Consider the following 26,481-nt stretch of genomic DNA (forward strand, 5'->3'; position numbering starts at 1 on the left):
TATCTTAGTCAAGCGTACCAAGGACGGTGCAATTTGACCTATCTCTAGCTTTACTGATCTCGCTGATGCAGACGATCACCAAGATAGAATAAACCCCAGAAGCTGGTAATTAACATCTGCCAAAAAGCAAACATAAAGGCCAGCAGGTAAATCCCTGATACCCATATACGGTATTGCTCATTCAAAATCGCTTTCATTGGCAAGTAAATTGCTTGTCCAAAAATAGCCAACACAATCAAAATCAAGCTTTCAGCAGTCAAAAAAGCGAACATTGAGCAGAGGAATCGTCTCCTTGTTAGTTCTATCGCCACACTCTGACCTTGTACAAGAATATCTAACTTTGGAGCTGGCGCAGGCATCGTCTTGTCTATATCAGCCTTATTGAAAGTCGCAATCGCTGCTAACGCAGCAATGTAGAAACCAGGTAAGCACTGAACAAAACCAAGAATCTTCGAAATCACTGCACCATCAGCATAAAGTGCGATGATTCCGAATGTTTTCAGATAGAACAGTAACCCAATTGTTACAACCGCAAGAATCAGAGGATAAAGCCAGTCCACTATCCATTTCTGCTTGTACTCAATAGATAGATAGGACAGTGGTCTTAGCAAATTTCTAAACATTATGCCTCCGGTTTTAGAAGCGCTTTCATCTTTTCAAGAATGACCTCACAGAATTTTTCGTAAGAAGATTTCAAGTCAAATTGAAAGTCATCCAACTTCTCTTTTTTTACATAGCCTTGTGCCGAAGCATCATTCGTATCCATCTCAACCGTTCTATCTACACCCGTCGGAGTCTTGAATTTAATACGAGCCCGGCTGTAGTCATCCTTTTTATTCGTGAAGAGCACTTTAAGTCTGTTGAATTTATCTCTAACAGGTTTATCTTGATCTTTCAACGTCAAAACCAAAGTCTTGCACTTTTCCTGAATGTAGCCATCCTCATCTATGTTGGTGTATTTTTCTTTTTCAGTAATGAGTTCAATGGACTGAATTTTCCCATTATCAAGATCATATTTCAGATCATCAGAGATATGTCCGTCAAACTCACACTTGAACACCACATTGTATTTTTTTGGTCTTCCGTTATCGTCATCTGCACCATCAGGATGGAACTGTTCAAAATCTTGAGGCACTAGGCTCTTTGCATCGTGAAGAATTTGGTTTAGCCCCTTCTGAACTACAAAAATTCCGAGCCCTGTGCAGTATTCCACCAGAACTAAGGCTGGATGCAGCTCATCTTGTGGCAGTTGCACCACCACATGAACTGAGAAGTCTTGACCTTCTTGATCCAGCTTTTCTGCTGTACGACGTTTCTTTTCCTTCGGGATTGTAAATACTGGATCTGACATTCCCTTGTCTGACTTGTTGACCAAGATGCTGATGATGTCACCATCCCACTTCCAGTCGGACACATAGAGCTCCTCTCGACCTTTGGACATTAGCTTAATGCGTTGTTCTATTGGAACATGCTCCATCAACTCAAATGCCTTCCTGACAGAAATGGGCTTTGGAGCCTTGAAGGTTCGAGACTCAGCAACAATCGAAAGATCGTAATAAAACACTAGCCGTTCAGTTTTTTTCACCGCTTCTATTTCCCAAAAAAAGGACTTCTTTCTGATTCAAGACAAGAATTACAGTCGTGGTAATGACCGAACAATTTTCATCGTTTCTAAACTCACAGTAATAACCCGTTGGAATAACTTGAATGGGTAGCTGGCATTCTGCATTGTTTCGGTTGCCCACAGATTGGCATCGTTGACGATACCGCTATCCTTGTGCTCACTCACTGACTGCCGTTCCATCACCCACTCAAGCGCTGGTTTGCCGTTCACCACATAGTCATAGGCTTCAAGCGGAATGCCTGACATGGTAATTTTATGGTTGTAAATCACACGGGTTTTGTCGTGCTTCTCACCATTCTTTCCCTTGGCAAATTTCATCTGCTCCACTCTGAAGTCTTGCGGGCTAAAGCCATTCATTAGCATGGCCCCACCTTCAATCTGAGTAGGGTAAGGCTGCATCTCTTCATAGCCTATGTGCAGGCCAGCTAAGGTTCTTCCAGCTTTAGAAAAAGCCCAGAAGTCTGCTGCCTTTGCCACCCGGGGAATGCGGGGCAGTTCCTTTGTCAAGTTGTCGGCATAACAGGTTTTGTAGTCATCTGAATGTAGTAAGCCATAGACATAGTAAAACAGGTCTTCATTATTCATAGCATTAACGATACTTTGAAAATGGAGTTCGGACAAACCTTGGGCGATAAAAATGTCCACATTATTGACCCGTTCACAGGAACTGGCACATTCATTACACGGCTGTTGCAAAGTGGACTTATCAGCAAAGAGCAACTGGCTTACAAATACCAGCAAGAAATTCACGCCAATGAAATCGTTTTGCTTGCTTATTACATTGCAGCCATCAATATTGAGCAGGTCTAACATGACATCATGGGTGGGGATTATGTGCCATTCAACGGAATTTGTTTGACTGACACTTTTGCTCTTTATGAAAAAGAGGACTTGGTAGATGCAGTTCTTACCGACAATAGTAGCCGCCGAAAAAAGCAAAAGAAATTGGATAAAGGCCATCAAGTGGGCGGCTTTGCCAGGCAACCATGCGTTCTTTGACGCTGTCGGTGACTTTGGAAATGAGGGCGGGCGACACATCGGCGTCATACATTTCCTTGAAGGTAGCGACGATTTCACGCGTGGTCATGCCCTTGGCGTACAGGCTCAGAATCTGATCGTCCATATGGGTGAGCCGGGTCTGCTGCTTTTTAACCAGTTGCGGTTCAAACGACCCTTCCCGATCCCGCGGCGTGGTGATTTCCACTTCGCCGTACTGGCTCTTCAGGGTCTTGCTCGACGAGCCGTTACGGACATTGCTCAGTGCACGGGGTTGATGTTTCTCGAAGCCAAGATGCTCGCGCATTTCGGCATTGAGCGCTGCTTCTACCGTCATTTTTAATAATTGCTGCGTCAGATTGTCGCGCCATATTCCCGTCTCGATCGAACGGTTGCTCTCTCGCTTATTCCATTCACCAAGATAGCGATAGCCCAGATAATCGGGCCGCGTCTCGTTGGTGAACAGTTCGATGACGCGGTTTTGCGTTCGGAGCGTGGTTGTTCAAGCAGTCAAAATTCCGTTTCAGACTTTTTGGATAAAACACTGACCAGACGTCGCAATATCTGAACGATGCTTCCGTATCCGACCGGCCGCACCAAGTTCTTTTGTTCTTCATAAAAGCCCATTTCACTCATGAGCGATACTTCGACTTCGGTAATCCCAGGCGACGTACTTCGATCGACAACAATCCTCAATCCAGCATGGCAAGACTCAATGGCAAAATTGACGCGAAACTTGGCACCAACAAAGGACAGCCGCACTTGGGGTTCAATTGATGATTCTGACACTGTGTTGTAGCCGACTATCTCCAATGGCTTCAACTGCTCGTCTAAAGAAATTGTTGTCTTATCCTGATAAAGCGCGTAGCTGAATAATTCGGCGTGAGCACCGTTCATTTGCAGCCTTTTCAGCAGGTAAACCTTGTTGTCATTGACCTTGCGAATTTTTCTTTCGAGGCAATAATCGATCACCTGAGAGTGTTTCACGATCTCATCGCGCCAAGGAACCAAGTCAATCGCGCTCTCGATAATGTGCTCTAGCTGCGGCAAGATTGGTACTGCACCATCCAGGCGCTCCCATAAACTCTTGAGATGCAATCTACGTCCGACTGCATCGGCCTTACCCCCTCTCAAGAATCGTTTCCAACTGTCGGGGTTGTCAGCATTGTTCGTTCCAAACGACTGGTTGCTTCCAATTGGCATCAGGTAATCCCCAACGACCAACAAGGCCCGTTGCCAAAGATATAAACTCCTTGCGGCACCAATTGGCTCTGTCAGTCCATCTTTATCGAAGGTCAACGTCGCTTTGGCGAAAAAGTCGTCGAAGACCGCCTGTTTTTCCTTATGTTCGAGCTCTGACCAAGCATCTGCGGAGCTACCGATCATCACCTCTAGCAAACTGGAAAAGTCCAAGAGAAACTCGATCTGGCCTTCAAAATAGCCATGCCCCTCGGCCTGTTCAATCCGGTTACGCCAGCCGGAATCTGCAAGCATCAGCTTCGCCTTAAGCACTTCTTCTTGCACCTGCTGCGGACTAAAACCACCCAATCGCGTTGCATCCATCTCAGCGAAATGGACAAGAATTTGTCTGCTCTCCGGCAAAAGCTTGCGCAGGCTTGCCATGCAGCGCTGGAACACGTCAACGTGGTCATAACTGGTGTTAACCGCCAAATTCGATACTACCCGCATCCATTCCTGAAGCTCATCAGCCGTTACCGCAGTCGGCCATTGCGTCAGATACAGGACAAAGGCATTGAATTGCAGCAGTTCGGCGTAGTTAAGGGCTGCGGGTGATTTGATCGCCTTCTGGAACAAGGCTTCTTCATCGAAGTAGCGCTTTCTACCCATTTGTCGGGTTAATTTTCCTTCGCCCGTACTCCATGCATCCAATAGTGCCATCAACTGAATAGCGAAATCGCGCGTCAGCCAGCCGCCATCGCGCAAAGTAGAATAGTTCACGGTAACCTGTTTATTCTGGAGCGCCGAAGTATCTTTTGCGAACGTCTTGCTTTCAGGATCCAAGCTTAGTTGGGCAACGGTCCAGAGCAAGTTCATTACCTCTGCGTCAAATACCTTGCTCCCCCTCGACCGATAACTCCAGAAGAAATCCGTCCACTGTGTATCCATCCGCTGTGCAAAGAAATCACGCACACTCCAGCTCTTCTCGCCTATTTGTCGCCGCTCAGTAGGAAACAATGTCTTCAGATCTTCTTCAAAGCGAGCCTTGAAAGTTTCGAACGACGTCAGTGGCTTTCCACGCGCATTCATCTTGATATAGAGGTCATCAGAAAGGCCAAAGTTCTCAAGTTGAAGCAATTGAAAGGTAATGGCTGGCTGCTTGTCATCCAATAGCCGGACATACAATCCGGTGCTTGTCCCGAAACGGCCATGTATGGCGTCCAACATCGTCAGTGCTGACTGAATCGTCGGATCAAGTCGCCAGCTCAAGAAAAACCAGTGTTGGTCCTCCAGTAGTTTTTTAATCGACAAAACTCCGTCAGGAAGAACTTCCGGAACAAAACGCACCAAATCATCAAAGAATTCAGCGCTGCTTGGCCTTACCTTGTAGCTGAAGCGCGAATGCCGGCCATTCCATAAGCGCTCTTGAAAATCAGACAATTCCCCATCTCGCCACGCCAAGTACCAGTGCAACAAGAGGAGTGTCGTCAGGCGTTGTTGTCCATCCAGCGGGAGAAAGTAAGACCCGTCGGCGTCCTCTTCCATGCTACCGTAAATGAAATCCAGATTCATTGGCGTCGCTCGGTGCGTAGACTCAGGATCCAGTGCGGTGTGCAGCGCATTTAGGAAATCAAGACGGACTTCTGCTTCCGTTTCACGCCCTTGTGCGTAGTCGCGCTGAATCTGCGGCACCTCAATCCTGCTACATTGATCTAGCAGACCAACGAACGTTGTCGCATTGTTCATATCACTCATGAACCCATTCCCCCTCAAAGAAATTTTTCAGAGTTTCGTTCATCGCCACGCGGTAACCTTCATTGTCCGCTTGCGTCCAGAACATCGCATGCTCCACCTGTGAGCTATAGCATTTCAAGAACACATTGCGCGTACACAAGGGCACATAAACACCGTCGCGATCCAGCGCCAAGACACGTTGCCGTTTGACCGCAAAGACGGCATTTTTGTAACTGCGGTTAGTAGTCGCGTCTAGAAGTACCAGATTGGCAATGCTGTTGTCGGGCTCTTCCTCGTCAAGTTCTTGAAAGTGTTTCAGCACGCTCTCGTAAATTACTTCAAACTGTGCCATTGCTTCGACGGGCGGCAGCCCCATGAACTGTCCGATCTCCGCCAATAATTCAGGCGCCTCTGCGGCAGCTTTAAGATATCCCTGGCAATGCGCCAGCCATTCACGTTGGCCGGTCAAACGACCCGGCCTTGCTGTGGCAATCGAACGCACATGCTCGATGTCCCAACGTTCTGTCTTGAACCCTTCAAACTGGAATCGCAAGTTAGACGCCGGATTGCGAAGCAGTGTGGCCAGATTGAAAAGCAGCAGGATCGTGCGAATTTGCACAGAGTGACGGCCGTATTCCAGCATGTCTAACTTGTTGGCAATGAGCTCGCGCAGCACCTCGCCGTCAGCGATGTTGTTGAGGTTTGACCTTATAGCACGTTCAAATATTTTCTCCCTGAGCGCTTCCTTAAAGCTCCTTTTTGCTCTCTTTTCTGCTAACTTTCGTAATTCGTTGACATCCATGCCCGACCAGATCAGAAAGCCAACCAAGTGATAAAGCCGGCGATCCCTAAACCACTCTTCTAACTGCATGAACGCCCTCTTGACGACAAGCCATTCCTTCTCGATATCAGCTCCTTTTTCATTGAGCTTTTGACTGAAATGGTAAAAAGTGGCGTAGGTATCAACGCTCGCACGCATGCCATCTTCGCGTGCAATCAAGTCGAACAAGAAACCAATTCGGTTGCCGCGCAGCTGGGTGTCATTACTCAGGAAACACCAGAACTCATTGTCCTGAAGCGCCTTCTCTAGTTGATCCCACTCCAACGCAATCTGCAACAGCGACGATTCAGCGCCTTTTCCGTGCTTGGACCGACGTAAAAACAGCGCCCTAATCAGTTCACCGTTACTTAGTGGTATCTTACCCACATTCAGTCTGGTGAAGGCATCCACCGGATCCTCGTCTGCTGCCAGTTGAAACCAGATCACTTTGGCCTGATTTAGCAGCGCCGACTTAATAGCCTCGACCTCGCTATCGTGGCTTTCAAACCACGCCTCTATCGTCTTCACAGCCTGGTCAACATGAAAGAAGTCAATATTGCTTTGCGCTCGCTCATCCGACGGTATATTAAGAAATTCAAGCAGACCGGGCCGCGTCTCGTACTCCAACGTGTAGAGTTTTTGCTGATAGCGCACGGCCAGTCGGTCATTAAAATGTCGCAAGATGAGCAGCAATGTGGTTAGACGCTGCTGTCCATCGACCACCTCAAAGGCGTCGTCTTCATTAAGCCGCAGGACCAGTGGCTGTAGGCAATAGAATTCTTCCGGCTGAGGGCTTTCACGCTGCGTGAAATCGCGAATATCTTCCAGCAACTGCGTTACCTGCTGAGGCTCCCAGCGGTAGCCCCGTTGATACGCCGGGATGCGATAACGAATGGGTTGATCATCACCATCGACGCGCAGATCGTTCACCTTTGTCAGCGAAATTTGCTGTTCGCTCATAATAATTGTGTCCTTCCGGTGAGCAATTCCTGCATCATGGCGTGCTTCAGATCGCGGGTCTTGTCGCGCCGCGCCATGAGCGCCGAAAGTTCGGCGTCCATGCCCTTGAGCGCGATCATGTCCTTGAAGCTAGCACCCTTGGGGATCGTCGCCGGCGGAGCGAAGTCATCGCTATTGCCGTACTTGTCGCTGATGTATTTGATCAACAGCAGAAACAGGACGTAAACGACGGAAGGATTCAATTCAAACCACCTTTTGCTCATTACTTACTCAATATCTAATCAAATCGACAAGAAGATACATCAGCTTTTTTCTGAAGGCAATTGATTTCACGATTTCAGTAGGGCTTCGTGTCCAGCTCCTCAATTGCCCGCGTCAGCATTTCTCGAAGCTCAAATTGAGCAGAATCGGCCAGCTCTGTTCGGCCGGTCATGATGTAGAAGGCCTGCATCACCTGACTGGAACGTCGCGCCAGCAAAATCAAGTCAGGTGCACTTGGCCCCGTCGAGCAGCGAGCCAAGGAGACGCTAACCAAGGCCGGCTCGACGTTAAACGCGAGGGTAGGCAGGCGCTTTGCAATGCCTACGCGGTGCGCGAGCTTAATGAGGGTGAGCCAGAGGAAGAGATCAACACCCGGCGGCACATGTGAGACGAGCGCGCAATTGATACCGACACCTCGGTAGCACGCTCCAGCCAATATAACACCCTGTTCTCCGCTCAGTCCGCCCAGTACGCGTAGTTGAACAGGGCATCAAGCTCGCCTAGATTCGCCAGCCCTAAGGCAGCGCAAACCCGCTTCGCTTTGGCGCAAAAATCCGCGTAGAGGGTCGCATCGACATTGCTTTTGTTCGGCTTCGCTGGAAAGGTTCGGTATCCCGCAAGCGTCATGCCATTAACTGAGTTCTGGTTCATGACCGCAAAACGCAACGGATCGAAGGTGTGCAAGGCCTCCGTGAGTACGTTGGTTCCCGCTCTCGGAATACGCGACAAATAACCGTGTAACTGGGAGTAAGCGTCTTCGGCACTGAGTTTAGGATTGGTCTGTAATCGGGCGTACAAGTCGCGCATCCCAGCTTGAAAGACGAGGCCTTGCTGCGCAACGATATTCTTGCCGCGTTCAAGGCCACCGGAATGCCAACCCGATCCTGACACTAGTGGTTCGTAATACGTCATGAACTGCGCCGAAGTGCAAACAGGTTGCGTCCGAAGTCCATCCAAATAACCGCGCGCGTTTGCGTGCCTTCGGACTCGCGCGCCCTGTTGAGAGATGAACCCGGAGGCAGTTGGATCTGCTTTCATCAGCGTCAGAATCGATAGGAGTGTCGGCAGGTAGACTGCCCCCTTGCTTGACGGCGTGATCTTTGAACTCTTACAGTCAACCTCGGCGTTCAACTTGGCGGCGCGGTTGTGCAATGCGTAAATCTTGTGGCACCGCGCGTATTCGTCCAAACGCTCTTGCGTGGCCACCTCGATTTCTCCACTCTGGAGCAGATCTGCGATTTCTGAAGCCACCTGATCGGCCAGCGTGCAATCGGACGATTCAGTGAACAACGAAAATTCATGATTGAGCGATAGCCCCCCAGCTGTGAGATTGGCCGACCCAATCACAACCTTGCAGGACGCGTCTGCATACTGAAAAGCGTAGGCCTTAGGATGAAAGGTCCGCATCCTGTTCTGCCCGCTGATGAAAAATTCAAATTGATCGGGGTACCAGTCCACGAGCGCAAAAAGCGCTTCCAGAACCGGCGGCTCGGTGTGATAGAAATCTAGGCCGACGACGAATCGTGCTGACAGTCCGGCGTCCAGCGCAGCACACAGCGTCGTCTCCAATTTCGCGTAGCCAGACGAACGGGCAAAGGCAACCATGCAATCTAGCTGCGTGGCAGCTTGAAATAGCGCTTCAACGCTCACACTGTGATCCGCCGCCTGCGCCGAATTTACAAGCAACTGGGTCGTCGACACCCCCGCAACTGGAAGTTTTACCGTTCTGACGAGATTCGCGGACTCCATTGAAGTGACTGGCATAGCAGTTGGCCTTTGATCAAGAATGTGGTGCAAGTATAGCCTGAGCAAATAAACCCTGATAGGGTGGCGAAGTCCCGGCGTTGTTCGGGGTTAACCAAGATTGCAGCATAGCAAACCGGTGCGCCATAATGTGTCGCAAGTAAAACCTTTAGTTCTACTTCCGCGAAAACGACATAAAGAGAGCAAAGGATTTCTCCTTGCTCTCTTTATGCCGCCATCCCATTCAAAAGATTTTCAGCCACATATCACCTTATTGAGCATAGATATCGTCGCTCTCAACGATCGCAAAAAAATGCAATTTTAACCTCAATAACGCTTAAGGAATTCCATGCACCAATATATTGTCGTCCCGACGTTCTACACTCTCTTCGCGACTTTAACGCTCGTCGTATTTCATCCATTCCTTTGTACAAAGAGCCGACAGGATTTAAAGGAAGCATTTAACGTCCATCCTGCATTGGCAACTCCCATCCCTCCGCAACACTCACCTAGCTATACCCCGAGCTGCATTTACTTGGGCATGGCGCTGGTGGCATATGCCGTCATCGCTATCGGCAACGATGTTGAAATCGATATCAATCTGGCGATCTCTTCACTCATCATCTTGTTTGCCCTCACGCACATCCACATGTCGCCATTACGCGCCTTGCTTGACTCACCAGAAAACCGTCCTGTCCATTCGTAGACAATACATTTTTTTCACTCCTATCCTCAAACCCAGATGACTTGCTTAATCCACTAACTTCCCTCTCAGGAGTGCCCATGGCATCAACTAACTTCCCGCTCGAAAATCTCGCCGCATTTGCCATCGTGGTTGTGGTGAGTGTTTTCTCCACTGTTTGTCTTGGTGCGTACATCACCAAAATAAAAAAGAATGGCAAATATGCCGCTTAACCAAATACTTTCGCCAAGTACAGTCGCCCTCCCCCATGATTCGAAAGGAGTAGTACTGCATGCCACTTACCTGCCCGCACTGTCATTCTGAACGGATTCACCTTCATAATTACGCCAAGAAGACCTGTGGTGCCATCGGAGCCGTAGCAGGGGCAACAGCCGGTGCCGTTGGCATTGTCAGCGGTGCAGAAATTGGGGCATTCACGGGCTTAATGGCTGGTCCTGCGGGCGCTGCAATTGGCGGCATTGCCGGGGCGATCATTGGTGGCTTATTCGGTGGTGCCACTGGTTGCGCCGCGGGAGTCCAGCTGGGCGAAATCATTGATGCCCATATCCTCAATAATTATCATTGTCTGGCTTGCCAGTACACGTTTAGTACGCATCCTGTTGCTGCTCACGATAAGGAAGGAAATGGTGATGACTATCCACGGGATCGCCCGTCCGACTTTTATCAGGACGGCCATAACCATGCGTCCGATCTGCAAGACGATGTCGCTCCCTCAGCTTTTTCGTATCCGTAGTCCATTACTGTAGTTCTCTTCCCTACCTACTTACCTCCCGCACACCCTTGGTCCTGCTGTTATGCGCAGCGGCCTCGTCACGTGTAAATCACTTCAAGGAAAATACCAAATGGCACATCTCGTCGAACAAATGGCGTACGTCAACGCAACGCCCTGGCACGGCCTTGGCAACCGTCTCACCGCCAAACAACCGCTGGAGGTCTGGGCCGAACAAGCTGGCATGGCATTCAACATTCTGGAAACACCCGTCCGCTATATATCAGAGTCTGCCGGTGCGCTTGGCGTGATCATGTCGTTCCCCGAACAAAAGGTGCTGTATCGGTCCGATACCAAAGCACCACTATCGGTCGTCTCCAATCGCTATCAGGTCGTGCAACCGCGGGATATTCTGGAGTTTTACCGCGACCTGACCGAAATCTCCGGCTTCGAATTAGAAACGGCGGGCGTCTTAAAGTTCGGCCGCAAAATCTGGGCACTGGCCAAAACCGGGCAATCAGGAACATTAAAGGGGAATGACACCATCAACGGGTACTTGCTGCTGGCTACCGCTTGTGATGGCACGCTGGCGACGACTGCGCAATTCACCAGCATCCGGGTGGTGTGCAATAACACGTTGGCGGTCGCGCTGGCGAATGGCAGCGGGGCCGTCAAGGTACCGCACAGCACCAGCTTTGATCCGCAGGCCGTCAAACGACAATTGGGGATTTCGGTCTCGGCCTGGGAGGCGTTTCTGTATCGCATGAAAACCCTGTCCGAACGCAAGGTGAAATCGCACGAAGCGATGAATTACTTCCTGCGGGTCTTCACGGATCCGGCCAACACCGCTACCGGCCTGAGCAACGAACGTGCGATCAAGAAAGTACAGGGACTGTATGACGGCCAAGGAAAAGGAGCCGAATTGAGCTCTTCCAAAGGCACTGCATTTGGCCTCCTCAATGCTGTCACGGAGTATGTCGATCATGAGCGTCGTGCCAGAAGTGCTGATCATCGGCTGGAAGCGGCGTGGTTCGGTCCCGGGGCCACGTTAAAACAAAAGGCGCTGGAACAGGCCTTGCAGATGGCCGCCTAGGCGCATTTCACCAACGTCATAACCGCCCGGCCGAGTGTTCACTCGCCGGGCTGTATTCTTTTAGGAGCTGAACATGGGTATTGCAGAAAAGATTCGAGCAACAAGGACCGGACGTCCCGCCTTGAAACTGGTGAAAACCAATGAGTTGAGCCGGGAGGACTGGCTGACGGTGCGCAAAGGTGGACTCGGTAGCAGTGACGCTGGTGCTGCCGTGGGCTTGAATCCATATCAATCTCCACTGGAGCTGTGGATGGTCAAAACAGGTCGGGATGGCAATTTACCGAAGATTGATCCCAACGATGAAACGAGTCCGATGTATTGGGGCACCCTGCTGGAACCGATTGTCGCGGCACACTACACCCGGCGCACCGGCCATCGCGTCCGCAAAATCAACGCGGTTCTGCAGCATCCGACGATTCCGTGGATGCTGGCGAATATTGACCGGGAAGTCATGGGCGTGCCTGACGTACAGATCCTAGAATGTAAGACAGCAGGCGAGTTCGGCGCGCGGTTGTGGCGAGATGGTGTGCCGGAATACGTTCAGTTGCAGGTACAACACCAGTTGGCGGTGACCAATAAAGCAGCTGCCGATGTCTGTGTGCTGGTGTGCGGTCAGGAAATCCGGATCTATCGGATCGAACGGGACGATGCCTTGATCGCCCGACTGATCGAACTGGAGCAGCAATTCTGGCAATACGTCGAAACGGACACGGCCCCGCCAGCAGATGGCAGTGACTCCGCCGATGTGGCATTGCGCTGTCTGTATCCCCGCGATGGTGGCAACACGCTGGATCTAACCCGCGATAGTGCGATGTCTGCGACCTTTGCCGACCTGCTCACTCTACGCGATGAGATTGCCCATCGCGCCAAAGTTGCCGAAGAACTGAAGCAACGGATTCAACAACGCATGGGTCACGCTAGTAAAGCCCTGTTTGAAACAGGGGACGTGAGCTGGAAGCGCAGCAAGGACAGTCTCGGGATCGATATGGATGCACTCTTGGTAGATCAGCCCGATCTGATCCAACACTATCCGGTGGTAAAGCCTGGCAGTCGTCGATTCCTCATCAACACGTAATCCCCTTGTCGTTCAACTGAACTCTGTCGCCCCTTCCGCTGGGGCTGTTTGTGCTGCCTGCCCCACGCGGAAATTGGGGTGGGGTGGGCTGTGCTACTTAAAGGAATAAAAACAATGATTAAAGGACTCGCCATCACGCCGCCGATACTGGGGCGCATTTCCATTGGTCGCATAGTGGAAAAGAACGGCAAGCGATTGCCGGAAAAGGACGATCAATTTACGATCACAACGCAGGTACAAAACAGGGATGGCTGGATTCCCCATCCTTACGATGAGGCCTTACGCAAGGAACAAAGCAATCACAAGATCCGGGCCATCCCAATCCGCTTGCTGTTCAATGCACCGGACCTCAATCTCCGTGCGGAATACTGTTTATTCGATCGTCAAAACGGCAGACCAATCTGCACCGGCAATGGGGAAACGTGCAGGCGCTACACGGCATCGAGCATGGCGACATTACCTTGCCCTTCTCCGGATAGTTGCGAGCTTGCCAAGGCTGGTTGTAAGCCTTACGGTCGGCTGAATGTCCGCATAGGGGAAGAGGAAGACGACTTGGGGACGTTCATCTTTCGGACCACCGGGTTCAATAGCATTCGCACCCTTGCCGCACGGCTTAGCTATTACCAAGCCGTCTCCGGTAACTTGTTGGCGTGCTTGCCATTGGCACTCCGATTACGCGCCAAGAGCACGACGATGAGCCATCGCACCCCCATCTACTACGCGGATATTGCGGTGCGAGACGAGCATACATTAGGGCAAGCAATCGCTAACGCCAGGGAACTCCACGACCAGCGCTTAGTTACCGGGTATGACCAATCTGCGTTGGATGCTGCAGGTTATCAGGGATTCAATAATGGGGCGTTCGAGGAGAGTGACGAAGATAACTTGGAAATTGTCGAAGAATTCTATCCACCGACCGGTGAAAGTGAGCTCGACGGGAATGTAGACGGGACAGCTATGAAAACCAAACCGACGCTAAAAGACAAACTGGATAGAAAGGCAGTGAATGCAGAAAAACCAGGTCACAAAAGTAAGTTGTTTAGCGACGTCTAAACGGTTGACGAATTACTTTGCAACTGTATAGATACGTTACAAACCCCGTCACTAAATGCCCAACGAATATAAGCATCCTTAAAGCCCATCAAAGAGATTACCTACAGTGATATTCAATGCCTTGGCCAGGGTTTCTATCGCCGAAAGGGACGGATTTCTTTTCCCTCGCTCGATTCCACTTATATACGTTCTGTCAAATCCACATAAATCGGCGAACGCCTCTTGAGAGAGACCATGGGCCTTTCTCAATTCTTTAATTTTAGCGCCGAAGCACACGGATAGGGGTAGTTGTCGCACAACGACATTAACCCATCTCGCAGACTAATCGTACACGGACTAATCGTCACATGATATTATTTAAAATGATGTCTAATCGTCACATTATAAATATTGCAGTCCATGACTCTCACTAAAATACTAATCAATTAAGTGGAAAATCCGGCATGTCAGCATTCAAATATAAAACTTCCTCCCCATATTTAAATTCGTCAAATCAATATCAAGCGGCATTCAATATGCTTCATTTACTCAATAGCACGTCGCGAGGAGTGGCGAAATGACAATGGTATTTTGCCGCGGGTGCGCAAAAGAAATTCATGAAAGCGCCCCGCTCTGTCCGCAATGCGGGGCATCACAGCCAACAAATATCAGCCTCCAGCAAAAAAAGGAATCCCCTAGTGGAGTGGCAATTACTGCGCTTATGCTTACTTGCCTATCGTTCTTAGCCTGTCTTGTAAGCGAGGGGGATAAAGATTCGCTTTTTGGCGTCGCCGCATTCGCCATCACGGGCGCGATATTAGGTGGCATCAATCTCCAACAACGACGAAGCGGAAAAACAATCGCAATCGTCTCCGTTGTTCTGGCCTGCATCACATTACTGCTTAGTCTCGGCCAAATTTCCTAACCTTTCAAAGAAAGAACTCTATGACCTCCCTCGTCTTCTGTCGCGGTTGCGCACACCAAATCCATGTAACCGCAACCACTTGCCCGCAATGTGGTGCGCCACAACTCACGGCAACCAGCCCTATCGAAGCCACGCCTTCCTCCACCTTCATTGCACCCGAAGTACACCATTACGCTGACGTACCGTGGTTCAGAAAACGCTGGTTTGCTGTCGTGTGCATCGTCCTCTTCTCGCCAGCATTTTTTGCGCTCGCCTTTACCGGAGACATCTATTTCGAGAAAAACGGCGGCCTGCAGACCATGACCAGAAATACCAAATTCCTTGTATTGGGCATTTGTATCTTCTTTGTAGTCATCCGGCTCATGAGGGACTAACACCACGCGGCGATTCATCAACGATGCAATCGTTGAGTCCGCCAATAACGTTTGCCGATGTGGAGCTCCCGAATTAGGAACAACTCTTCTTGGCGAATGCCTCGGAAGGAGCAACTCAAAAGAAAGTATGGAATGAATATTTCAACGGTTTTACGACAAACACTATGGGTAGGTATGGTTGGCGCTACGTTGCTGCTGGCCGGTTGCGGAAAGAAAGTATTGGACTTCCGTAATGCGGAAATCGTACAGGGGAAAATTTATTCCCAAGGTGCCGACTCGCCATTTTCAGGACGCCTGACAAATATAAGTTCATACAAAATACCGAACTTAATTGAAGGCACGCAACCCATCGGACAAATATTAGGTGCATTGGTCAAGTTGAATTTCAATTACTTGGGGAGTATTTGCGACGTGACGGTGGAAAACGGCATCTTAAACGGCAAAGGAATTTGCCATCCTTATCAGAGCGACCAACCGATCAATGAGTTCTCCTTTGATAATGGCGCTCTACAAGATCGTTTCAAAGTTTTCAGCGTTACGACTGGTAAGTTAATTGTCGAAGCCAATTACGATAACGGTCACCTGGATGGAAAAATGCTTTTATCTAATCCCGATACCGGAAAACTCATTTACAAAAATAAATGGAAAGAAGGAAAGCCAGACGGTGATGTTATTCGTTACACGTTAGACGGTGAATATCCCGTCTTCGAAGTGCGATATGTGGATGGAAAAAAAGATGGTACAGAGAAAACTTACCATCCCACCACGCACAAATTAATCGCCGAGTCGGATTGGGATCATGGTATAAAAAATGGCTCCGAAAAGCGATGGAGTGATGACGGTTCGGTATTATTAGCCGATCTTAATTGGCTAATCGACAGAAAGGAGTCTGGATTCGAAAAAGAGATGGATGCGACTGGGACTAAATTGTTAACTGATCTAACTTGGGAAAGCGGGAAAGCAACTGGACTCAAAACGGTCATACATACCGCTAGTGGTATCGTGAGTGACTACGATGAATACCACCTCAAAGACGATCTTTTTGACGGCGTTTACAAAAAGTATATACACGGATACTTAAATGATAAAGATATCATGTTCGCGTCCGAAGTAGACAATTATAAAAATGGGAAACTCGACGGTCATTTTCAAAAGTTCAGTGCAAATGGAACGGTATGGAATGAAGGGGGTTACAAAGAGGACCTGAAAGACGGACTTTATCGCTGGTTCGATTCAAATGGAAAAATACAAGAAGAAAGAACCTATAAGGATGGCGCTGAAATTATGACGCCAATACCTGTGGGTCTTGACGTCAATAACGAAAATTGTGTAAAGAGTTGGATAGTAGCTCGTCGCATTGAGTCTGGTAGTGAAATCAGTCTCGCCAACATCTCAGGAAGCGAGTTCATTGAATTTAAAACCTGGTGCGAACAAGGGAAAACCCCCACGCCACATTAATTGTTCAAGTCCTGCTTTTGTATGTAACGACAGGGAATAACTTCAGCATAGATTAATAACAAACAGGCGACCGATGGTCGCCTTTGCTCCTGATATGCAGGGAGCTTTTTTTTGCGTTGTCCACGGCATGGCTGCTGTACATTAGACTCAACCATACATACAGTGTCCTCAAAAATATGCTGAAAAGTGTATTTTAGGCAATACTTGTTATAAAATTAAATATTGCCATATATCTAAGTCTAAACTGCATTTTTTGTGGTTTTACCTGTTGATCAACATTTTTACTTAAGGTGATAATATTAAAAAGCAACTCACTATCATGAGCATCGCTCTGGCCCTTTCTGCTTGCGCTCCGGCACGATATGACTATATAAAAGAGGGTGCCTCTCAATACCAAAAAACTGATGCAATGTCAGAATGTCGGTATCAAATTAGGCTCAACAAAACCCCTGCAACTGAGCAAGCAACACTCCTTACTTTATGTATGGAGGGGAAAGGGTTTCGTATCAGACGTGTGAATTAATACGGCACTCGAATTTGTTATTAGACTTCAGAGATGCCGGTCACGCATTAGCGACAAGATCAAATTTTCCTGTCGGCGTTCCTTCGATGGGCCAAATCGCTTGCTGGTCGATCTGAACGCCCAAGGGGCCAGCATGGTTGGCATTACTCTGGCATTACGCCATTTGCGCGCGTTAGAAGAGAAAGCGGTCTCGCCAGCTTGTCACCGGCCACCAAGAGTAACTGACTTCTTTGACGGAGTGCCGCCGAAGATCGGTCAAACGTTAGGGGTGGTTTCGTAGCGGTTGCGCCCTGCACGCTTGGCGGCATACATTGCAGCATCAGCACGATTGACCATGTCGGAAATAGTTTCTCCCGGAGAGTATTCCGCAATCCCAAAGCTGGCAGACAAAGGTACCAATTTATTTTTTAGCTGAATGCCGGAGGTTTCAATCGCGCAGCGCAGCCGCTCGATCACCATCTCGGCTTCATTCGCCGTCGCTTCCGGTAACACGATCAGAAATTCCTCACCGCCCCAACGTCCACAGCAATCATATTCGCGCATGCCCGACTTCAGGATTTGTGCGATTTCGGTCAAGACTTTGTCTCCCCCTTAATGACCAAAGGTATCGTTAGCCTCCTTGAAATGGTCAATATCAGCGATTGCAATCGTAAACGGGCGTCGCACCCGCTCCCACCTTGCGAATTCGGATTTCAGTTGCTCCATTAACATGCGCCGGTTACCGAGGCCTGTCAGTGCGTCAGTTGCAGATGCTTCCTTCAATGCGACGTTAAGTTCTCGCATCATCGATTGATAGCGATCGGTGATCCGCACCAACTTTTTCAGCTGCCGCAAGTGCTTGCTGTAGCGCTCACTCAAAGAAGACTAACCTCGCGCGCTGCGGTCCGATATTGATCTGAAATGCTGGTACGTAAAGATCGGCCAACGGCTGCCGCAGAGGGTGCCCCTCATAAGCACTGTCGGCCAGCAAAGCTTCAATCGACGTTTCAAGTGGACGCGCTTCACGCATATTTATTCGACCTGCTCGATGATGTTGAAGGGGAATGTACAGTCTTTCCTAAATTCGTCGGCAAGTCCGTGCCGCACCTTCTTTCTGCTGGTTAAATCGCACAAATCCCCTTTGCGTTTATAAGATAAAGCATTTTACTTTAAACAATAAACTTCTCAAACGCATAGGACGAGATTAAGATTATCGAACAAATTAGAGATCACCGATCCTGTACATAACTAAAAGACACGAGACTTCTATGCTTACTTTCGACCTTCAATTTCATTAGCCAAATTCGCTCGCGCCACCGCAAATGTTGGCGCGGCTATGCTTTTTTAAAACCATTATTTTCGAGGCATGGGATTCCCATGCTTTTTTATGAGGGTTAAATGGCAATAGCTGAAATTGCGTTTTTTTTTGTGGGGTAGAAGACTTACGGCGCGTAACTAGAACTTTTTTGAATTTTAGTTTGCCGTTGCAAGTGACATTAGAAACGGAGTCTCACTTTGAACTTAACGAAGGCTCAAGTGTGGTTGTCGGGATGTAAATGTTGTGGTGCGTGAAGCGCTATATTTTCAGAGGAAAAAAATGTCAAAAGTAAAAAAAGTTCTGGTTGTCGGCGGCGGAATTGGTGGACTTACTGCGGCGATTGCATTTGCACGTAAAGGTGTAGACGTCGATATTGTCGAGATCAAAACCGAATGGACGGTCTATGGCGTGGGAATAATCCAGCCCTCGAATGCATTAAGGGCATTACATCAGCTCGGTTTGGCAGAAGAGTGTATTGCAAGGGGGTTTGCTTTCCCCGGCTGGCGTCTTTTCGACAGTCAGGGAGTGGCGATCGCCGATGTTCCCAATTTGAATACCGCAGCCCCACAATTTCTGCCTAACAATGGCATTGGACGCCGTGTACTGCACGATATTCTCGTAGAGGCTGCGGCACGCGGCGGCGCAAAAGTTCGTTTAGGTTTGAGTGTCGAAACTCTGGACTCAGATGACGATGGGGTCACCGTCAAGATGACCGACGGTGGCGTCGCACGGTATGACCTCGTGGTTGGTGCTGATGGCGTGTATTCCAAGGTCCGATCACTTCTGTTCGGTAACCAGCACACTCCCGTTTTCACCGGTCAAGCAGTGTGGCGCTACAACTTTCCCCGTCCGAAGGATATGAAATGGGCTTCAATTTGGTACGGCAAGAAAACCAAAGCGGGGTTAGTCCCAATGAGCGAAGACACGATGTATGTGTTTTTGGTGACCTCCGAGCCGGGAAATCCTTGGTTACCCGAAAATCAATTACACACATTGCTTCGTGAGCGATTGGCGGAATACGGCGGCTTGGTGGCGGAATTAGCCACACAAGTTGTATCACCGAAAGAGGTTGTGTACAAGCCGATTGAGTCCCTGATCGTGCCGCAGCCGTGGCATAAAGGGCGTGTCGTTCTGATTGGGGATGCGGTCCATGCAACTGTTCCGCATCTGGCGCAGGGCGCATCGATTGCTATCGAAGATGCTGTCTTGCTGGCGGAAATGTTGACGACGGATGCATCAGTTGAGGACGCTCTGACAGCATTTACGCAACGACGATATGCACGCTGCAAATTCGTCGTGGATAGCTCGCATAAGCTTGGCCTATGGGAGCTTCAGGAGTGGGCGGGACATCCTTCGCCAGAAGCGGATTTCGCGGGCCTTATGCAACATGCCTGGGATAAATTGAACGAGCCTACGTAATAGATCGGCCATTGTAGACGCCTGGTAAAAAGCTAGGCGTCACACCACACCTTAATACAAAGGAGCCGCTATGGCTAAGAAAGTAATCATCACGTGCGCGATTACGGGGGCGATCCATACACCTTCAATGTCTCAGTATCTGCCCGTCACTGCACAGCAGATTGCCGATGCAGCCATTGGCGCTGCGCAGGCAGGTGCCGCTATCGTCCATTTGCATGCGAGAAATCCCAAGGATGGTAGCCCGTCTCAAGATCCGGCCTTATTTCGTGAGTTTCTCCCCGCCATTCGCGATGCCTCCGACGTCGTAATCAATATCACTACTGGAGGCGCGCCAACCATGTTGGTCGAGGAGCGATTGCAACCAGCGCTTAAATTAAAGCCCGAAGTCGCATCGCTGAACATGGGGTCGATGAATTTCGGAGTGTATGAAATGCTCAACCGTTTCAAGGATTTCAAATACGACTGGGAGGAACCCTATCTGAAGAACAGTGACGATCTTATTTTCAGAAATACATTCCGTGATATCGCATACATCCTTGAATCCTGTAGTGATAACGGCACCAGATTCGAGATTGAGTGTTATGACATTGGGCATCTCTACACTGCGGCACACTTTCTCGACCGTGGACTCATCAAAGGTCCTTTATTTATTCAGTCGGTGTTTGGTGTAAGAGGTGGAATTGGACAGTATTGGGAGGACATTGCTCACATGAAGCGGACTGCCGACAGATTGTTTGGGGACTCATATGTCTGGTCGGTACTGGGCGCAGGACGAGGGCAGATTCCGATTGCAACCATGTCGGCAACAATGGGCGGCAACGTACGCGTCGGGCTTGAAGATTCGCTATGGGACAGGCCGGGTGTGTTAGCGGAAAGCAGTGCAGTTCAAGTGCGCCGCATTCGTACGGTCCTGGACGCACTATCGTTGGAAGTCGCAAGTCCAAGCGAAGCCAGAGCAATGTTGCAATTGAAGGGCGCGGACCAAGTCGCCTTTTGAGGGTGTGCCGGATTTTGTGTAAACGGAATTTTGTTTAAATCGGTGTCATCCGTTCTTCAAACTGGATTGTGAAGCGGTTGAGTGCCCCTTTCCAGTCCCGTAATGGCATCGTCCATTTCTTGCTGATGTTGTTGAGCGCCAGATAAAAAAGTTTGCTGACGGCCTCATCAGTGGGAAATGAACTGCGGGTTTTGATGATTTTGCGCAGACTCATATTAATCGATTCGATGGCGTTGGTGGTGTAAATGACCTTGCGGATTTCAGGTGGGTAGTCGAAGAACGGCGTAATCCGCGCCCAGTTACGGCGCCATGACAAACTGATCGCCTGGTAGTCCTTATCCCATTTGGATTCAAATTCGGTGAGCATGATGTCGGCCTCATCGATGGTCGCTGCGGTGTAAATACGCTTGAGATCGGCAGCGACTTCCTTGCGCATTTTCCAGGAGACGAAATTCAAACTGTTGCGCACCATATGCACAATGCATAATTGAACGGTCGCCTTCGGATACACCACTTCGATGGCTTCAGGGAAACCTTTTAATCCATCGACACACGCAATAAAAATATCCTGCACGCCGCGATTCTTCAGTTCCGTCACGACACTAAGCCAGAACTTGGCACCTTCCGTCTGCGCAATCCACAGTCCCAGAACTTCCTTGTTGCCTTCTCTATTCACGCCGATGGCAAGGTAGACGGCCTTGGTACGTACCGTGCCGGTGTCGCGCACTTTGACGTGAATACAGTCGAGATACAGAATCGGATACAAGGCATCGAGCGGTCTGGCCTGCCAGATCTTGACCTCTTCGCTTACCGCATCGGTCACTGACGAGATCAGACTGGGCGATACTTCGGCACCATAAATTTCTTCCAGGTGGCTCTGAATCTCTCTGACCGTCAGACCACGGGCGTAAAGCGAGATGATCTTGTCGTCAAAGCCAGTCCATCGGGTCTGATGCTTGCTGACGATTTGCGGGGCAAAGGCACCTTGGCGGTCCCGGGGAATATCCAGGGAGAGCGCACCAAAATCGCCTTTGAGCGTCTTGAGGCTGTGACCATTACGGGTGTTGGACGTGTCGTTCGTGACTGAACTACTTTTGTCGTGACCCAGATGATCAGTCATTTCGACTTCCAAAGCACGTTCAACGAGCATCTTGGTGAGCTGTTTGAGCAAACCGTTTTCGCCAATCAGGTCTTCAGGTTTCTTGTAATTGGCAAGCAGGCTATCCGCCAGCTTCACCAGTTCAGGATCGGGCTTAACCCGCTCGCTTCGTTTTATGTAGGCCATTTTTTTCCTCTATGGTGGCAGTGTCCTGCCAAATGACCGTTTACACAAAGCTTAATACACCCTCCGCCTTTTAAGTTTTTTGGGAGCATGTCTTTACCAAGAAATCTATCGACCTTTCGATTTTTCCTGAAAGTGTCGTTATTGCTGATCCACCGTTTTTCCGACCGCATATAAGTTGTCGCGTCATCTCAAGGCGCTTGCTTTAATGCTTCTTATAGAATCCGTTCTGGATTGAACCAGACTTGGTCGTCCAGTTCAAGTTCCTCGTATGCTGCGTCCCTCGTTGGCGGTTTCGATGCTTACGAGCGAGGCATAAATAGCGCGGACGCGGAGAAGCTGAGGGGCGGCGCCGAAACCGTCAGCGAGAACATGCGGCGGTCATCCCCTATCATCCCCTATATAGCGAATGACGGGCTTGACGCCAGACAGCACCCACAAACCGCAAGCGCTGAAAGCCCTGATGCAGAAGATGAAGCACCCACGCCCAATATAAAGAGAGCCTGTTCAATGAATCTTGTATATATCCACGGTGCCAACGCCAGCCCAGACAGTTTCAATTTTATACGTATGAACCTGGGCGGAAATGACCTGGTGCTAGAGTACGACAGCGCCAACGGCTTCCACAACAACCTTAAGTCGATGCGCGCACAGCTAGATGGCATCGAGGATATCTTTTTTATTGCCCATAGCCTGGGCGGGATCTATGCCGCACACCTGGCGCAGCACTTGGCCGGGCGTGTACAGGGCGCCGTGACGCTGGCTACACCGTATGGCGGCAGCAAGGCCGCCGAGTGGATTAAATGGCTGCTGCCATTCAGCCAATTACTGGAGGATATCCAACCTTACAGCGCGGCTATTCTGCAGGCTAATAGCATCCCGCTGCTGCTGCCGTGGACCAATATCGTGACCACGAAAGGGCATTCGTCGCTGATGCTGACGGCCAACGACGGCGTCGTTACTGCCGCATCGATGCGCCACCGCAGCGATATCAGGCTGGTCGAAGTGGCGGTCAATCATTATGAAGTACTGTTGAGCCATCAAGCGATCACCGTGATTCGGGCTGCACTGGAACGTACAGTCGAAAATATTTACAGCGGAAGCGCGGCATGTATCTGATACGTATCCATGCTCACTCGCGGGCACTGCGCGTTTATCAGTAGTGAAGCAGAGCAACGTCATCTTACTTGCCAATACGCTCCCTAGCGGTCTAGGTAGTATTTGCACTTGCGCGACGGTTGGATGGTTGTGGTCAGGCTGTAAGCACAAAATTTGACACAACAGTTTCAAGATTTTGATCGATACCCTGTGACTGGTTTGGGGCGTGCATACGCACATACGCACGCCGCCAGGCTTAGTAGGAACTCTTCCGACTTCAGCCCTCCCCCCTTCGCTTTAAAACTACCTCCTTCCCATAAAACCGGGCCTCATACCGCGCAAAAGTATGAAGCCCGGAAAGCTCGGTAACGCATCAATGTGCAGCTACAGCCGCCGCCGATACATCGCCTTTGACTGGCTTTGTAATCCAGATCAGCGGAATAATAAGGACAAAGATGACGGCTGATATCCAGAAAATATCGTTGAGGCCGAGCATTGTCGCTTGGGCGTTCAAAGTAGCTTCGAAGCTTGCATAAGCCTGGTCCATGGTCAAGCCGAGAGTGGAGTGCAGCGAAGCGATGTTCTCGACAAAGGTAGGATTATTGACACTGGCTTGCTCAGCCAATCGTGCATGATGCAGCACTGTCCGATCATTCCAAGCGGTACTGGCAATAGCCGTACCGGCAGCGCCAAAGAAAATCCGGACAAAATTAGACAACCCCGCTGCGGCTGGAATTTTATCCGGCGACAATCCCGACAAAATAATGACGGTCAGCGGTACCATGAATAATGCGGTCGGAATGCCTTGTAACAACGTCGGCAATATTAGCGTCCAGGTATCGACCTCAGTTGTATAGAAGGAGCGCATAAAAAATACGATTGCAAAGCCGACGAAGGCCATCGTTGCCAATATCCGTGTGTCTGAGCGCGGAAGGAACTTACCCAAGACGGGTGCCAGGATAACGGCAAAGATACCCAGTGGCGCGGTGACCAACCCGGCGTCAACCGAACGATAGCCGAGAAATTGCTGTATCCATTGCGGCAGTATCACCAGATTGGCAAAGAAAACTCCGTAAGCCACCGACATGGCGACTGTGCCGCCGAAGAAATTGCGGCCGGCAAACAGTCGCAAATTAATAATTGGATTCTTTTCAGTCAATTCCCATATCACAAAAAAGATGAAACTGATCAATGCAAAAGCACCGAGCGCCACGATTACCGGCGACTGGAACCAATCCAGATCTTTGCCTTTGTCCAGCAAGATTTGTAAGGATGCGACCCAAGCGATCAGCGATATCAATCCTACCTTGTCCATCGGAATAGCCTTGACCGGCGTTTCACGCGAGCGGTAAATGAACCAGGTAACGGCTGCCGCAAAAATGCCAACCGGGATGTTGACGTAAAATATCCAGGACCATGAGTAACGATCGGTCATCCATCCGCCCAGAGCGGGCCCTGCGATCGGGCCGACCGTAGCGGTCATTGCCCATAAGGAAAGCGCGAGCGAACTCTTTGCCTTGGGGTAGGAACTTAACAGGAGGGATTGCGATAAGGGAATCAAGGGGCCGGCGACTGCACCTTGTAGAATACGCGCGGCCAGTAGTATCGGCAAGGTAGGTGCCATACCGCACAGCCACGACGACAATGTGAACAACAAGATCGCAATCACGAACAGACGTACTTGTCCTACGCGCTGGGTCAACCATCCGGTCAATGGGATCGAGATCGCATTGGCGGCAGCAAACAACGTTATGACCCAGGTCCCTTCGTCAATTGACACGCCGAGATTACCGGAAATAGTTGGAATCGCTACGTTTGCAATCGATGAATCCAACACATTCATGAACGTGGCTAACGCCACGGCGAGAGTTGCCAGAACTAACTTGCCGCCTGAAAGCGGTGCCAATTCCTTGGGAGTATTTGAGGTATTCATGCCTGCCTGGGTAATTAGTTGCCGATACGATTTTTGTCAATTATTTGTGCGATCTCCTGATCCGCTTGTTTAGCATAGGCGTCGTAGACATGCGTCCGATACGACGTCTGTGTTGCGGTACTCAGTTGCGAACCACTTTGATCGCGAATGTCGACGTCTACTTGCATCGATAAACCAATCCTTAAAGGATGGGCCCGTAGTTCAGCGGGATCCAGTTGAATACGGACTGGCAGGCGTTGCACCACCTTGATCCAGTTGCCGGTTGCGTTCTGCGCGGGCAACACTGAAAAAGCGCTACCCGTACCGGCTGAAAAGCCGATGACTTTACCGTGATAAACGATGCCGGAACCGTACACATCGGCATTCAGCATGACCGGTTGACCAATGCGCACAAATTTGATTTGGTTTTCTTTGAGATTGGCTTCCACCCACACCCCGTCGAGGGGGACGATAGCCATCAACGGCGTTCCCGGTGCGACGCGTTGACCTAGTTGTACCGAGCGCTTGGCCACGTAACCGGTCACCGGAGCTGGCAAGGTGGTGCGGGCATCGGCCAGATAGGCATCCCTGACCCGGGCACCGGCACTTGCCACGTTGGGATGTTCCGCTACGGAGGTCTTACCTGTTTGCGCACGATTCGATACCAACTGACGCTGAGCCATCTGAAGTGCCGCTTTTGCTACATTAACCGCATCGCGTGCATGTGCAACATCTTCGGCAGAGACGGCGCCTGCGTCGCCGACCGAGGTACGGCGACGCAGATCGTCTTCTACGCGTGCCAGGTCAGCCTGACGCTGTTCAATCTGTGCCTGGTAGACGCCATTGTTGACGTAGAGCGTGCTGACTTGCTGAACTGCTTGGGCCAGCGCCGCTTCGGCTTTAGTTAATTCGACTTTAGCGTCGGCCGGGTCGAGTTTGATGACAGGATCGCCAGCCTGCACAATTTGCGTCTCGTCCGCATTGATTTGAATGACGGAACCTGAAACCTGCGGCGTAATCTGCACCAAATTACCAGCTACGTACGCATCATCAGTTACTTCGTGATGACGCGAAACCACGAGGTAATAAGCTGCATACCCGATTGCCGCAACAACGACGCCGCCACCGAGCAAAGCAAGCATTGTTTTGCGCTTTCCATTTGGTTTTTGAGAGGCTTCTACCGTTGCGTGGTCTGGGGTGACGCGGTCAGGGGTGAATTTATCGGTCATAAGAGCACCTATGTGAATTTAAATAATGTGAAGTTTCG

25 protein-coding genes and 2 pseudogenes are annotated in these 26,481 nt (G+C 49.9%); 11 read left to right on the top strand and 16 right to left on the bottom strand.

What is annotated here, in order from left to right; genetic code table 11:
- Positions 1-50 precede the first annotated feature (50 nt).
- The 9 genes and pseudogenes from C7W93_RS04450 to C7W93_RS04495 form a co-directional block, all read right to left on the bottom strand.
- On the bottom strand, positions 51-623 hold the full coding sequence (locus C7W93_RS04450; RefSeq protein WP_108438941.1) for a hypothetical protein: 573 nt from the start codon (positions 621-623) through the stop codon (positions 51-53).
- Positions 623-1,585, bottom strand: coding sequence for a hypothetical protein (locus C7W93_RS04455; protein ID WP_108438942.1), 963 nt, complete (start codon positions 1,583-1,585; stop codon positions 623-625). The genes C7W93_RS04450 and C7W93_RS04455 overlap by 1 nt, the downstream gene beginning before the upstream one ends.
- Positions 1,586-1,633: 48 nt before the next feature.
- Complete coding sequence (locus C7W93_RS24565) at positions 1,634-2,671, bottom strand: type ISP restriction/modification enzyme (protein ID WP_201747158.1); 1,038 nt, start codon at positions 2,669-2,671, stop codon at positions 1,634-1,636.
- Positions 2,562-3,005, bottom strand: a pseudogene (locus C7W93_RS04470) (transposase); the annotation flags it as partial. The gene C7W93_RS24565 and the pseudogene C7W93_RS04470, both read right to left, overlap by 110 nt.
- A gap of 125 nt (positions 3,006-3,130) precedes the next feature.
- Positions 3,131-5,554 (bottom strand): DUF262 domain-containing protein, encoded by a 2,424-nt coding sequence (locus C7W93_RS04475; RefSeq protein WP_108438944.1) that lies wholly within the window; start codon positions 5,552-5,554, stop codon positions 3,131-3,133.
- Complete coding sequence (locus tag C7W93_RS04480; RefSeq protein ID WP_108438945.1) at positions 5,547-7,313, bottom strand: DUF262 domain-containing protein; 1,767 nt, start codon at positions 7,311-7,313, stop codon at positions 5,547-5,549. Before C7W93_RS04480 ends, C7W93_RS04475 begins: the two co-directional genes overlap by 8 nt.
- Complete coding sequence (locus C7W93_RS24760; RefSeq protein ID WP_201747159.1) at positions 7,310-7,555, bottom strand: hypothetical protein; 246 nt, start codon at positions 7,553-7,555, stop codon at positions 7,310-7,312. Before C7W93_RS24760 ends, C7W93_RS04480 begins: the two co-directional genes overlap by 4 nt.
- Positions 7,556-7,650: 95 nt before the next feature.
- A complete protein-coding gene (locus C7W93_RS04490; protein ID WP_108438946.1) occupies positions 7,651-8,010 on the bottom strand; it encodes a hypothetical protein in 360 nt (119 codons plus the stop codon).
- Between the two features lie 20 nt (positions 8,011-8,030).
- The gene (locus C7W93_RS04495; RefSeq protein WP_108438947.1) at positions 8,031-9,338 is read right to left on the bottom strand and encodes a phospholipase D-like domain-containing protein; all 1,308 of its coding nucleotides are present in this window, start codon (positions 9,336-9,338) and stop codon (positions 8,031-8,033) included.
- 328 nt (positions 9,339-9,666) lie between these two features.
- On the opposite strand from C7W93_RS04495, the gene C7W93_RS24390 reads away from it, so the two are divergent.
- From C7W93_RS24390 to C7W93_RS04515, 6 genes are all read left to right on the top strand, one after another.
- Positions 9,667-10,023 (top strand): hypothetical protein, encoded by a 357-nt coding sequence (locus tag C7W93_RS24390; protein ID WP_146177518.1) that lies wholly within the window; start codon positions 9,667-9,669, stop codon positions 10,021-10,023.
- 77 nt (positions 10,024-10,100) lie between these two features.
- Positions 10,101-10,232, top strand: a complete 132-nt coding sequence (locus tag C7W93_RS25230; protein WP_255419109.1) for a hypothetical protein — start codon at positions 10,101-10,103, stop codon at positions 10,230-10,232.
- A 59-nt stretch (positions 10,233-10,291) separates the two neighbouring features.
- Complete coding sequence (locus C7W93_RS04500; RefSeq protein ID WP_201747160.1) at positions 10,292-10,753, top strand: hypothetical protein; 462 nt, start codon at positions 10,292-10,294, stop codon at positions 10,751-10,753.
- 109 nt (positions 10,754-10,862) lie between these two features.
- Complete coding sequence (locus tag C7W93_RS04505; protein WP_108438948.1) at positions 10,863-11,822, top strand: DUF932 domain-containing protein; 960 nt, start codon at positions 10,863-10,865, stop codon at positions 11,820-11,822.
- Positions 11,823-11,895: 73 nt separating this feature from the next.
- The gene (locus C7W93_RS04510) at positions 11,896-12,897 is read left to right on the top strand and encodes a YqaJ viral recombinase family protein (protein ID WP_108438949.1); all 1,002 of its coding nucleotides are present in this window, start codon (positions 11,896-11,898) and stop codon (positions 12,895-12,897) included.
- 114 nt (positions 12,898-13,011) lie between these two features.
- Positions 13,012-13,950 carry a hydrolase or metal-binding protein gene (locus tag C7W93_RS04515; protein WP_108438950.1) on the top strand — a complete coding sequence of 313 codons (939 nt, stop codon included), beginning with the start codon at positions 13,012-13,014 and terminating at the stop codon, positions 13,948-13,950.
- A gap of 78 nt (positions 13,951-14,028) precedes the next feature.
- On the opposite strand, the gene C7W93_RS04520 is transcribed toward C7W93_RS04515, so the two are convergent.
- Entirely contained in the window at positions 14,029-14,247 is a 219-nt protein-coding gene (locus C7W93_RS04520; protein WP_108438951.1) for a helix-turn-helix domain-containing protein, read from the bottom strand.
- 259 nt (positions 14,248-14,506) lie between these two features.
- Here C7W93_RS04520 and C7W93_RS24765 point away from each other — a divergent pair, with 259 nt between their 5' ends.
- On the top strand, positions 14,507-14,854 hold the full coding sequence (locus C7W93_RS24765) for a hypothetical protein (RefSeq protein WP_108438952.1): 348 nt from the start codon (positions 14,507-14,509) through the stop codon (positions 14,852-14,854).
- On the opposite strand, the gene C7W93_RS24570 is transcribed toward C7W93_RS24765, so the two are convergent.
- Positions 14,851-15,273: a hypothetical protein gene (locus C7W93_RS24570; RefSeq protein WP_161539877.1), complete on the bottom strand. Its 423-nt coding sequence runs from the start codon at positions 15,271-15,273 to the stop codon at positions 14,851-14,853. The genes C7W93_RS24765 and C7W93_RS24570 overlap by 4 nt on opposite strands.
- A gap of 87 nt (positions 15,274-15,360) precedes the next feature.
- On the opposite strand from C7W93_RS24570, the gene C7W93_RS04535 reads away from it, so the two are divergent.
- Complete coding sequence (locus C7W93_RS04535; protein ID WP_161539878.1) at positions 15,361-16,686, top strand: toxin-antitoxin system YwqK family antitoxin; 1,326 nt, start codon at positions 15,361-15,363, stop codon at positions 16,684-16,686.
- 778 nt (positions 16,687-17,464) lie between these two features.
- On the opposite strand, the pseudogene C7W93_RS24935 reads toward C7W93_RS04535, so the two are convergent.
- Together C7W93_RS24935 and C7W93_RS24780 are read right to left on the bottom strand one after the other, a co-directional pair.
- A pseudogene (locus C7W93_RS24935) lies at positions 17,465-17,995 on the bottom strand (diguanylate cyclase).
- Positions 17,996-18,059: 64 nt separating this feature from the next.
- The gene (locus tag C7W93_RS24780; protein ID WP_201747163.1) at positions 18,060-18,218 is read right to left on the bottom strand and encodes a hypothetical protein; all 159 of its coding nucleotides are present in this window, start codon (positions 18,216-18,218) and stop codon (positions 18,060-18,062) included.
- Between the two features lie 567 nt (positions 18,219-18,785).
- Between C7W93_RS24780 and C7W93_RS04545 the strand changes: the two genes are divergently transcribed.
- Positions 18,786-19,925, top strand: a complete 1,140-nt coding sequence (locus C7W93_RS04545) for an FAD-dependent oxidoreductase (protein ID WP_108438955.1) — start codon at positions 18,786-18,788, stop codon at positions 19,923-19,925.
- Between the two features lie 70 nt (positions 19,926-19,995).
- Positions 19,996-20,922 carry a 3-keto-5-aminohexanoate cleavage protein gene (locus tag C7W93_RS04550; RefSeq protein WP_108438956.1) on the top strand — a complete coding sequence of 309 codons (927 nt, stop codon included), beginning with the start codon at positions 19,996-19,998 and terminating at the stop codon, positions 20,920-20,922.
- A gap of 34 nt (positions 20,923-20,956) precedes the next feature.
- Here the strand turns inward: C7W93_RS04550 and C7W93_RS04555 are convergent, their stop codons facing one another.
- A complete protein-coding gene (locus C7W93_RS04555; RefSeq protein ID WP_108438557.1) occupies positions 20,957-22,207 on the bottom strand; it encodes an IS256 family transposase in 1,251 nt (416 codons plus the stop codon).
- Between the two features lie 507 nt (positions 22,208-22,714).
- Between C7W93_RS04555 and C7W93_RS04560 the strand changes: the two genes are divergently transcribed.
- Complete coding sequence (locus C7W93_RS04560) at positions 22,715-23,323, top strand: hypothetical protein (protein WP_108438957.1); 609 nt, start codon at positions 22,715-22,717, stop codon at positions 23,321-23,323.
- Positions 23,324-23,675: 352 nt separating this feature from the next.
- Here the strand turns inward: C7W93_RS04560 and C7W93_RS04565 are convergent, their stop codons facing one another.
- A complete protein-coding gene (locus C7W93_RS04565; protein WP_108438958.1) occupies positions 23,676-25,235 on the bottom strand; it encodes a DHA2 family efflux MFS transporter permease subunit in 1,560 nt (519 codons plus the stop codon).
- 14 nt (positions 25,236-25,249) lie between these two features.
- Entirely contained in the window at positions 25,250-26,443 is a 1,194-nt protein-coding gene (locus C7W93_RS04570; protein ID WP_108438959.1) for an HlyD family efflux transporter periplasmic adaptor subunit, read from the bottom strand.
- Positions 26,444-26,481 lie beyond the last annotated feature (38 nt).

This window comes from Glaciimonas sp. PCH181, from assembly GCF_003056055.1.
Taxonomy (GTDB): Bacteria; Pseudomonadota; Gammaproteobacteria; order Burkholderiales; family Burkholderiaceae_D; genus Glaciimonas.

What these genes read in the sequence shown, in the direction of transcription:
- C7W93_RS04535 (WP_161539878.1), top strand. Translation starts at nt 15,361, where the DNA reads ATGAATATTTCAACGGTTTTACGACAAACACTATGGGTAGGTATGGTT.
- C7W93_RS04500 (WP_201747160.1), top strand. Translation starts at nt 10,292, where the DNA reads ATGCCACTTACCTGCCCGCACTGTCATTCTGAACGGATTCACCTTCAT.
- C7W93_RS24390 (WP_146177518.1), top strand. Translation starts at nt 9,667, where the DNA reads ATGCACCAATATATTGTCGTCCCGACGTTCTACACTCTCTTCGCGACT.
- C7W93_RS04550 (WP_108438956.1), top strand. Translation starts at nt 19,996, where the DNA reads ATGGCTAAGAAAGTAATCATCACGTGCGCGATTACGGGGGCGATCCAT.
- C7W93_RS04510 (WP_108438949.1), top strand. Translation starts at nt 11,896, where the DNA reads ATGGGTATTGCAGAAAAGATTCGAGCAACAAGGACCGGACGTCCCGCC.
- C7W93_RS04570 (WP_108438959.1), bottom strand. Translation starts at nt 26,443, where the DNA reads ATGACCGATAAATTCACCCCTGACCGCGTCACCCCAGACCACGCAACG.
- C7W93_RS24565 (WP_201747158.1), bottom strand. Translation starts at nt 2,671, where the DNA reads ATGACGCCGATGTGTCGCCCGCCCTCATTTCCAAAGTCACCGACAGCG.
- C7W93_RS04555 (WP_108438557.1), bottom strand. Translation starts at nt 22,207, where the DNA reads ATGGCCTACATAAAACGAAGCGAGCGGGTTAAGCCCGATCCTGAACTG.
- C7W93_RS04480 (WP_108438945.1), bottom strand. Translation starts at nt 7,313, where the DNA reads ATGAGCGAACAGCAAATTTCGCTGACAAAGGTGAACGATCTGCGCGTC.
- C7W93_RS04475 (WP_108438944.1), bottom strand. Translation starts at nt 5,554, where the DNA reads ATGAGTGATATGAACAATGCGACAACGTTCGTTGGTCTGCTAGATCAA.
- C7W93_RS04450 (WP_108438941.1), bottom strand. Translation starts at nt 623, where the DNA reads ATGTTTAGAAATTTGCTAAGACCACTGTCCTATCTATCTATTGAGTAC.
- C7W93_RS04545 (WP_108438955.1), top strand. Translation starts at nt 18,786, where the DNA reads ATGTCAAAAGTAAAAAAAGTTCTGGTTGTCGGCGGCGGAATTGGTGGA.
- C7W93_RS24780 (WP_201747163.1), bottom strand. Translation starts at nt 18,218, where the DNA reads ATGCGTGAAGCGCGTCCACTTGAAACGTCGATTGAAGCTTTGCTGGCC.
- C7W93_RS04560 (WP_108438957.1), top strand. Translation starts at nt 22,715, where the DNA reads ATGAATCTTGTATATATCCACGGTGCCAACGCCAGCCCAGACAGTTTC.
- C7W93_RS24765 (WP_108438952.1), top strand. Translation starts at nt 14,507, where the DNA reads ATGACAATGGTATTTTGCCGCGGGTGCGCAAAAGAAATTCATGAAAGC.
- C7W93_RS04505 (WP_108438948.1), top strand. Translation starts at nt 10,863, where the DNA reads ATGGCACATCTCGTCGAACAAATGGCGTACGTCAACGCAACGCCCTGG.
- C7W93_RS04515 (WP_108438950.1), top strand. Translation starts at nt 13,012, where the DNA reads ATGATTAAAGGACTCGCCATCACGCCGCCGATACTGGGGCGCATTTCC.
- C7W93_RS04565 (WP_108438958.1), bottom strand. Translation starts at nt 25,235, where the DNA reads ATGAATACCTCAAATACTCCCAAGGAATTGGCACCGCTTTCAGGCGGC.
- C7W93_RS04495 (WP_108438947.1), bottom strand. Translation starts at nt 9,338, where the DNA reads ATGCCAGTCACTTCAATGGAGTCCGCGAATCTCGTCAGAACGGTAAAA.
- C7W93_RS25230 (WP_255419109.1), top strand. Translation starts at nt 10,101, where the DNA reads ATGGCATCAACTAACTTCCCGCTCGAAAATCTCGCCGCATTTGCCATC.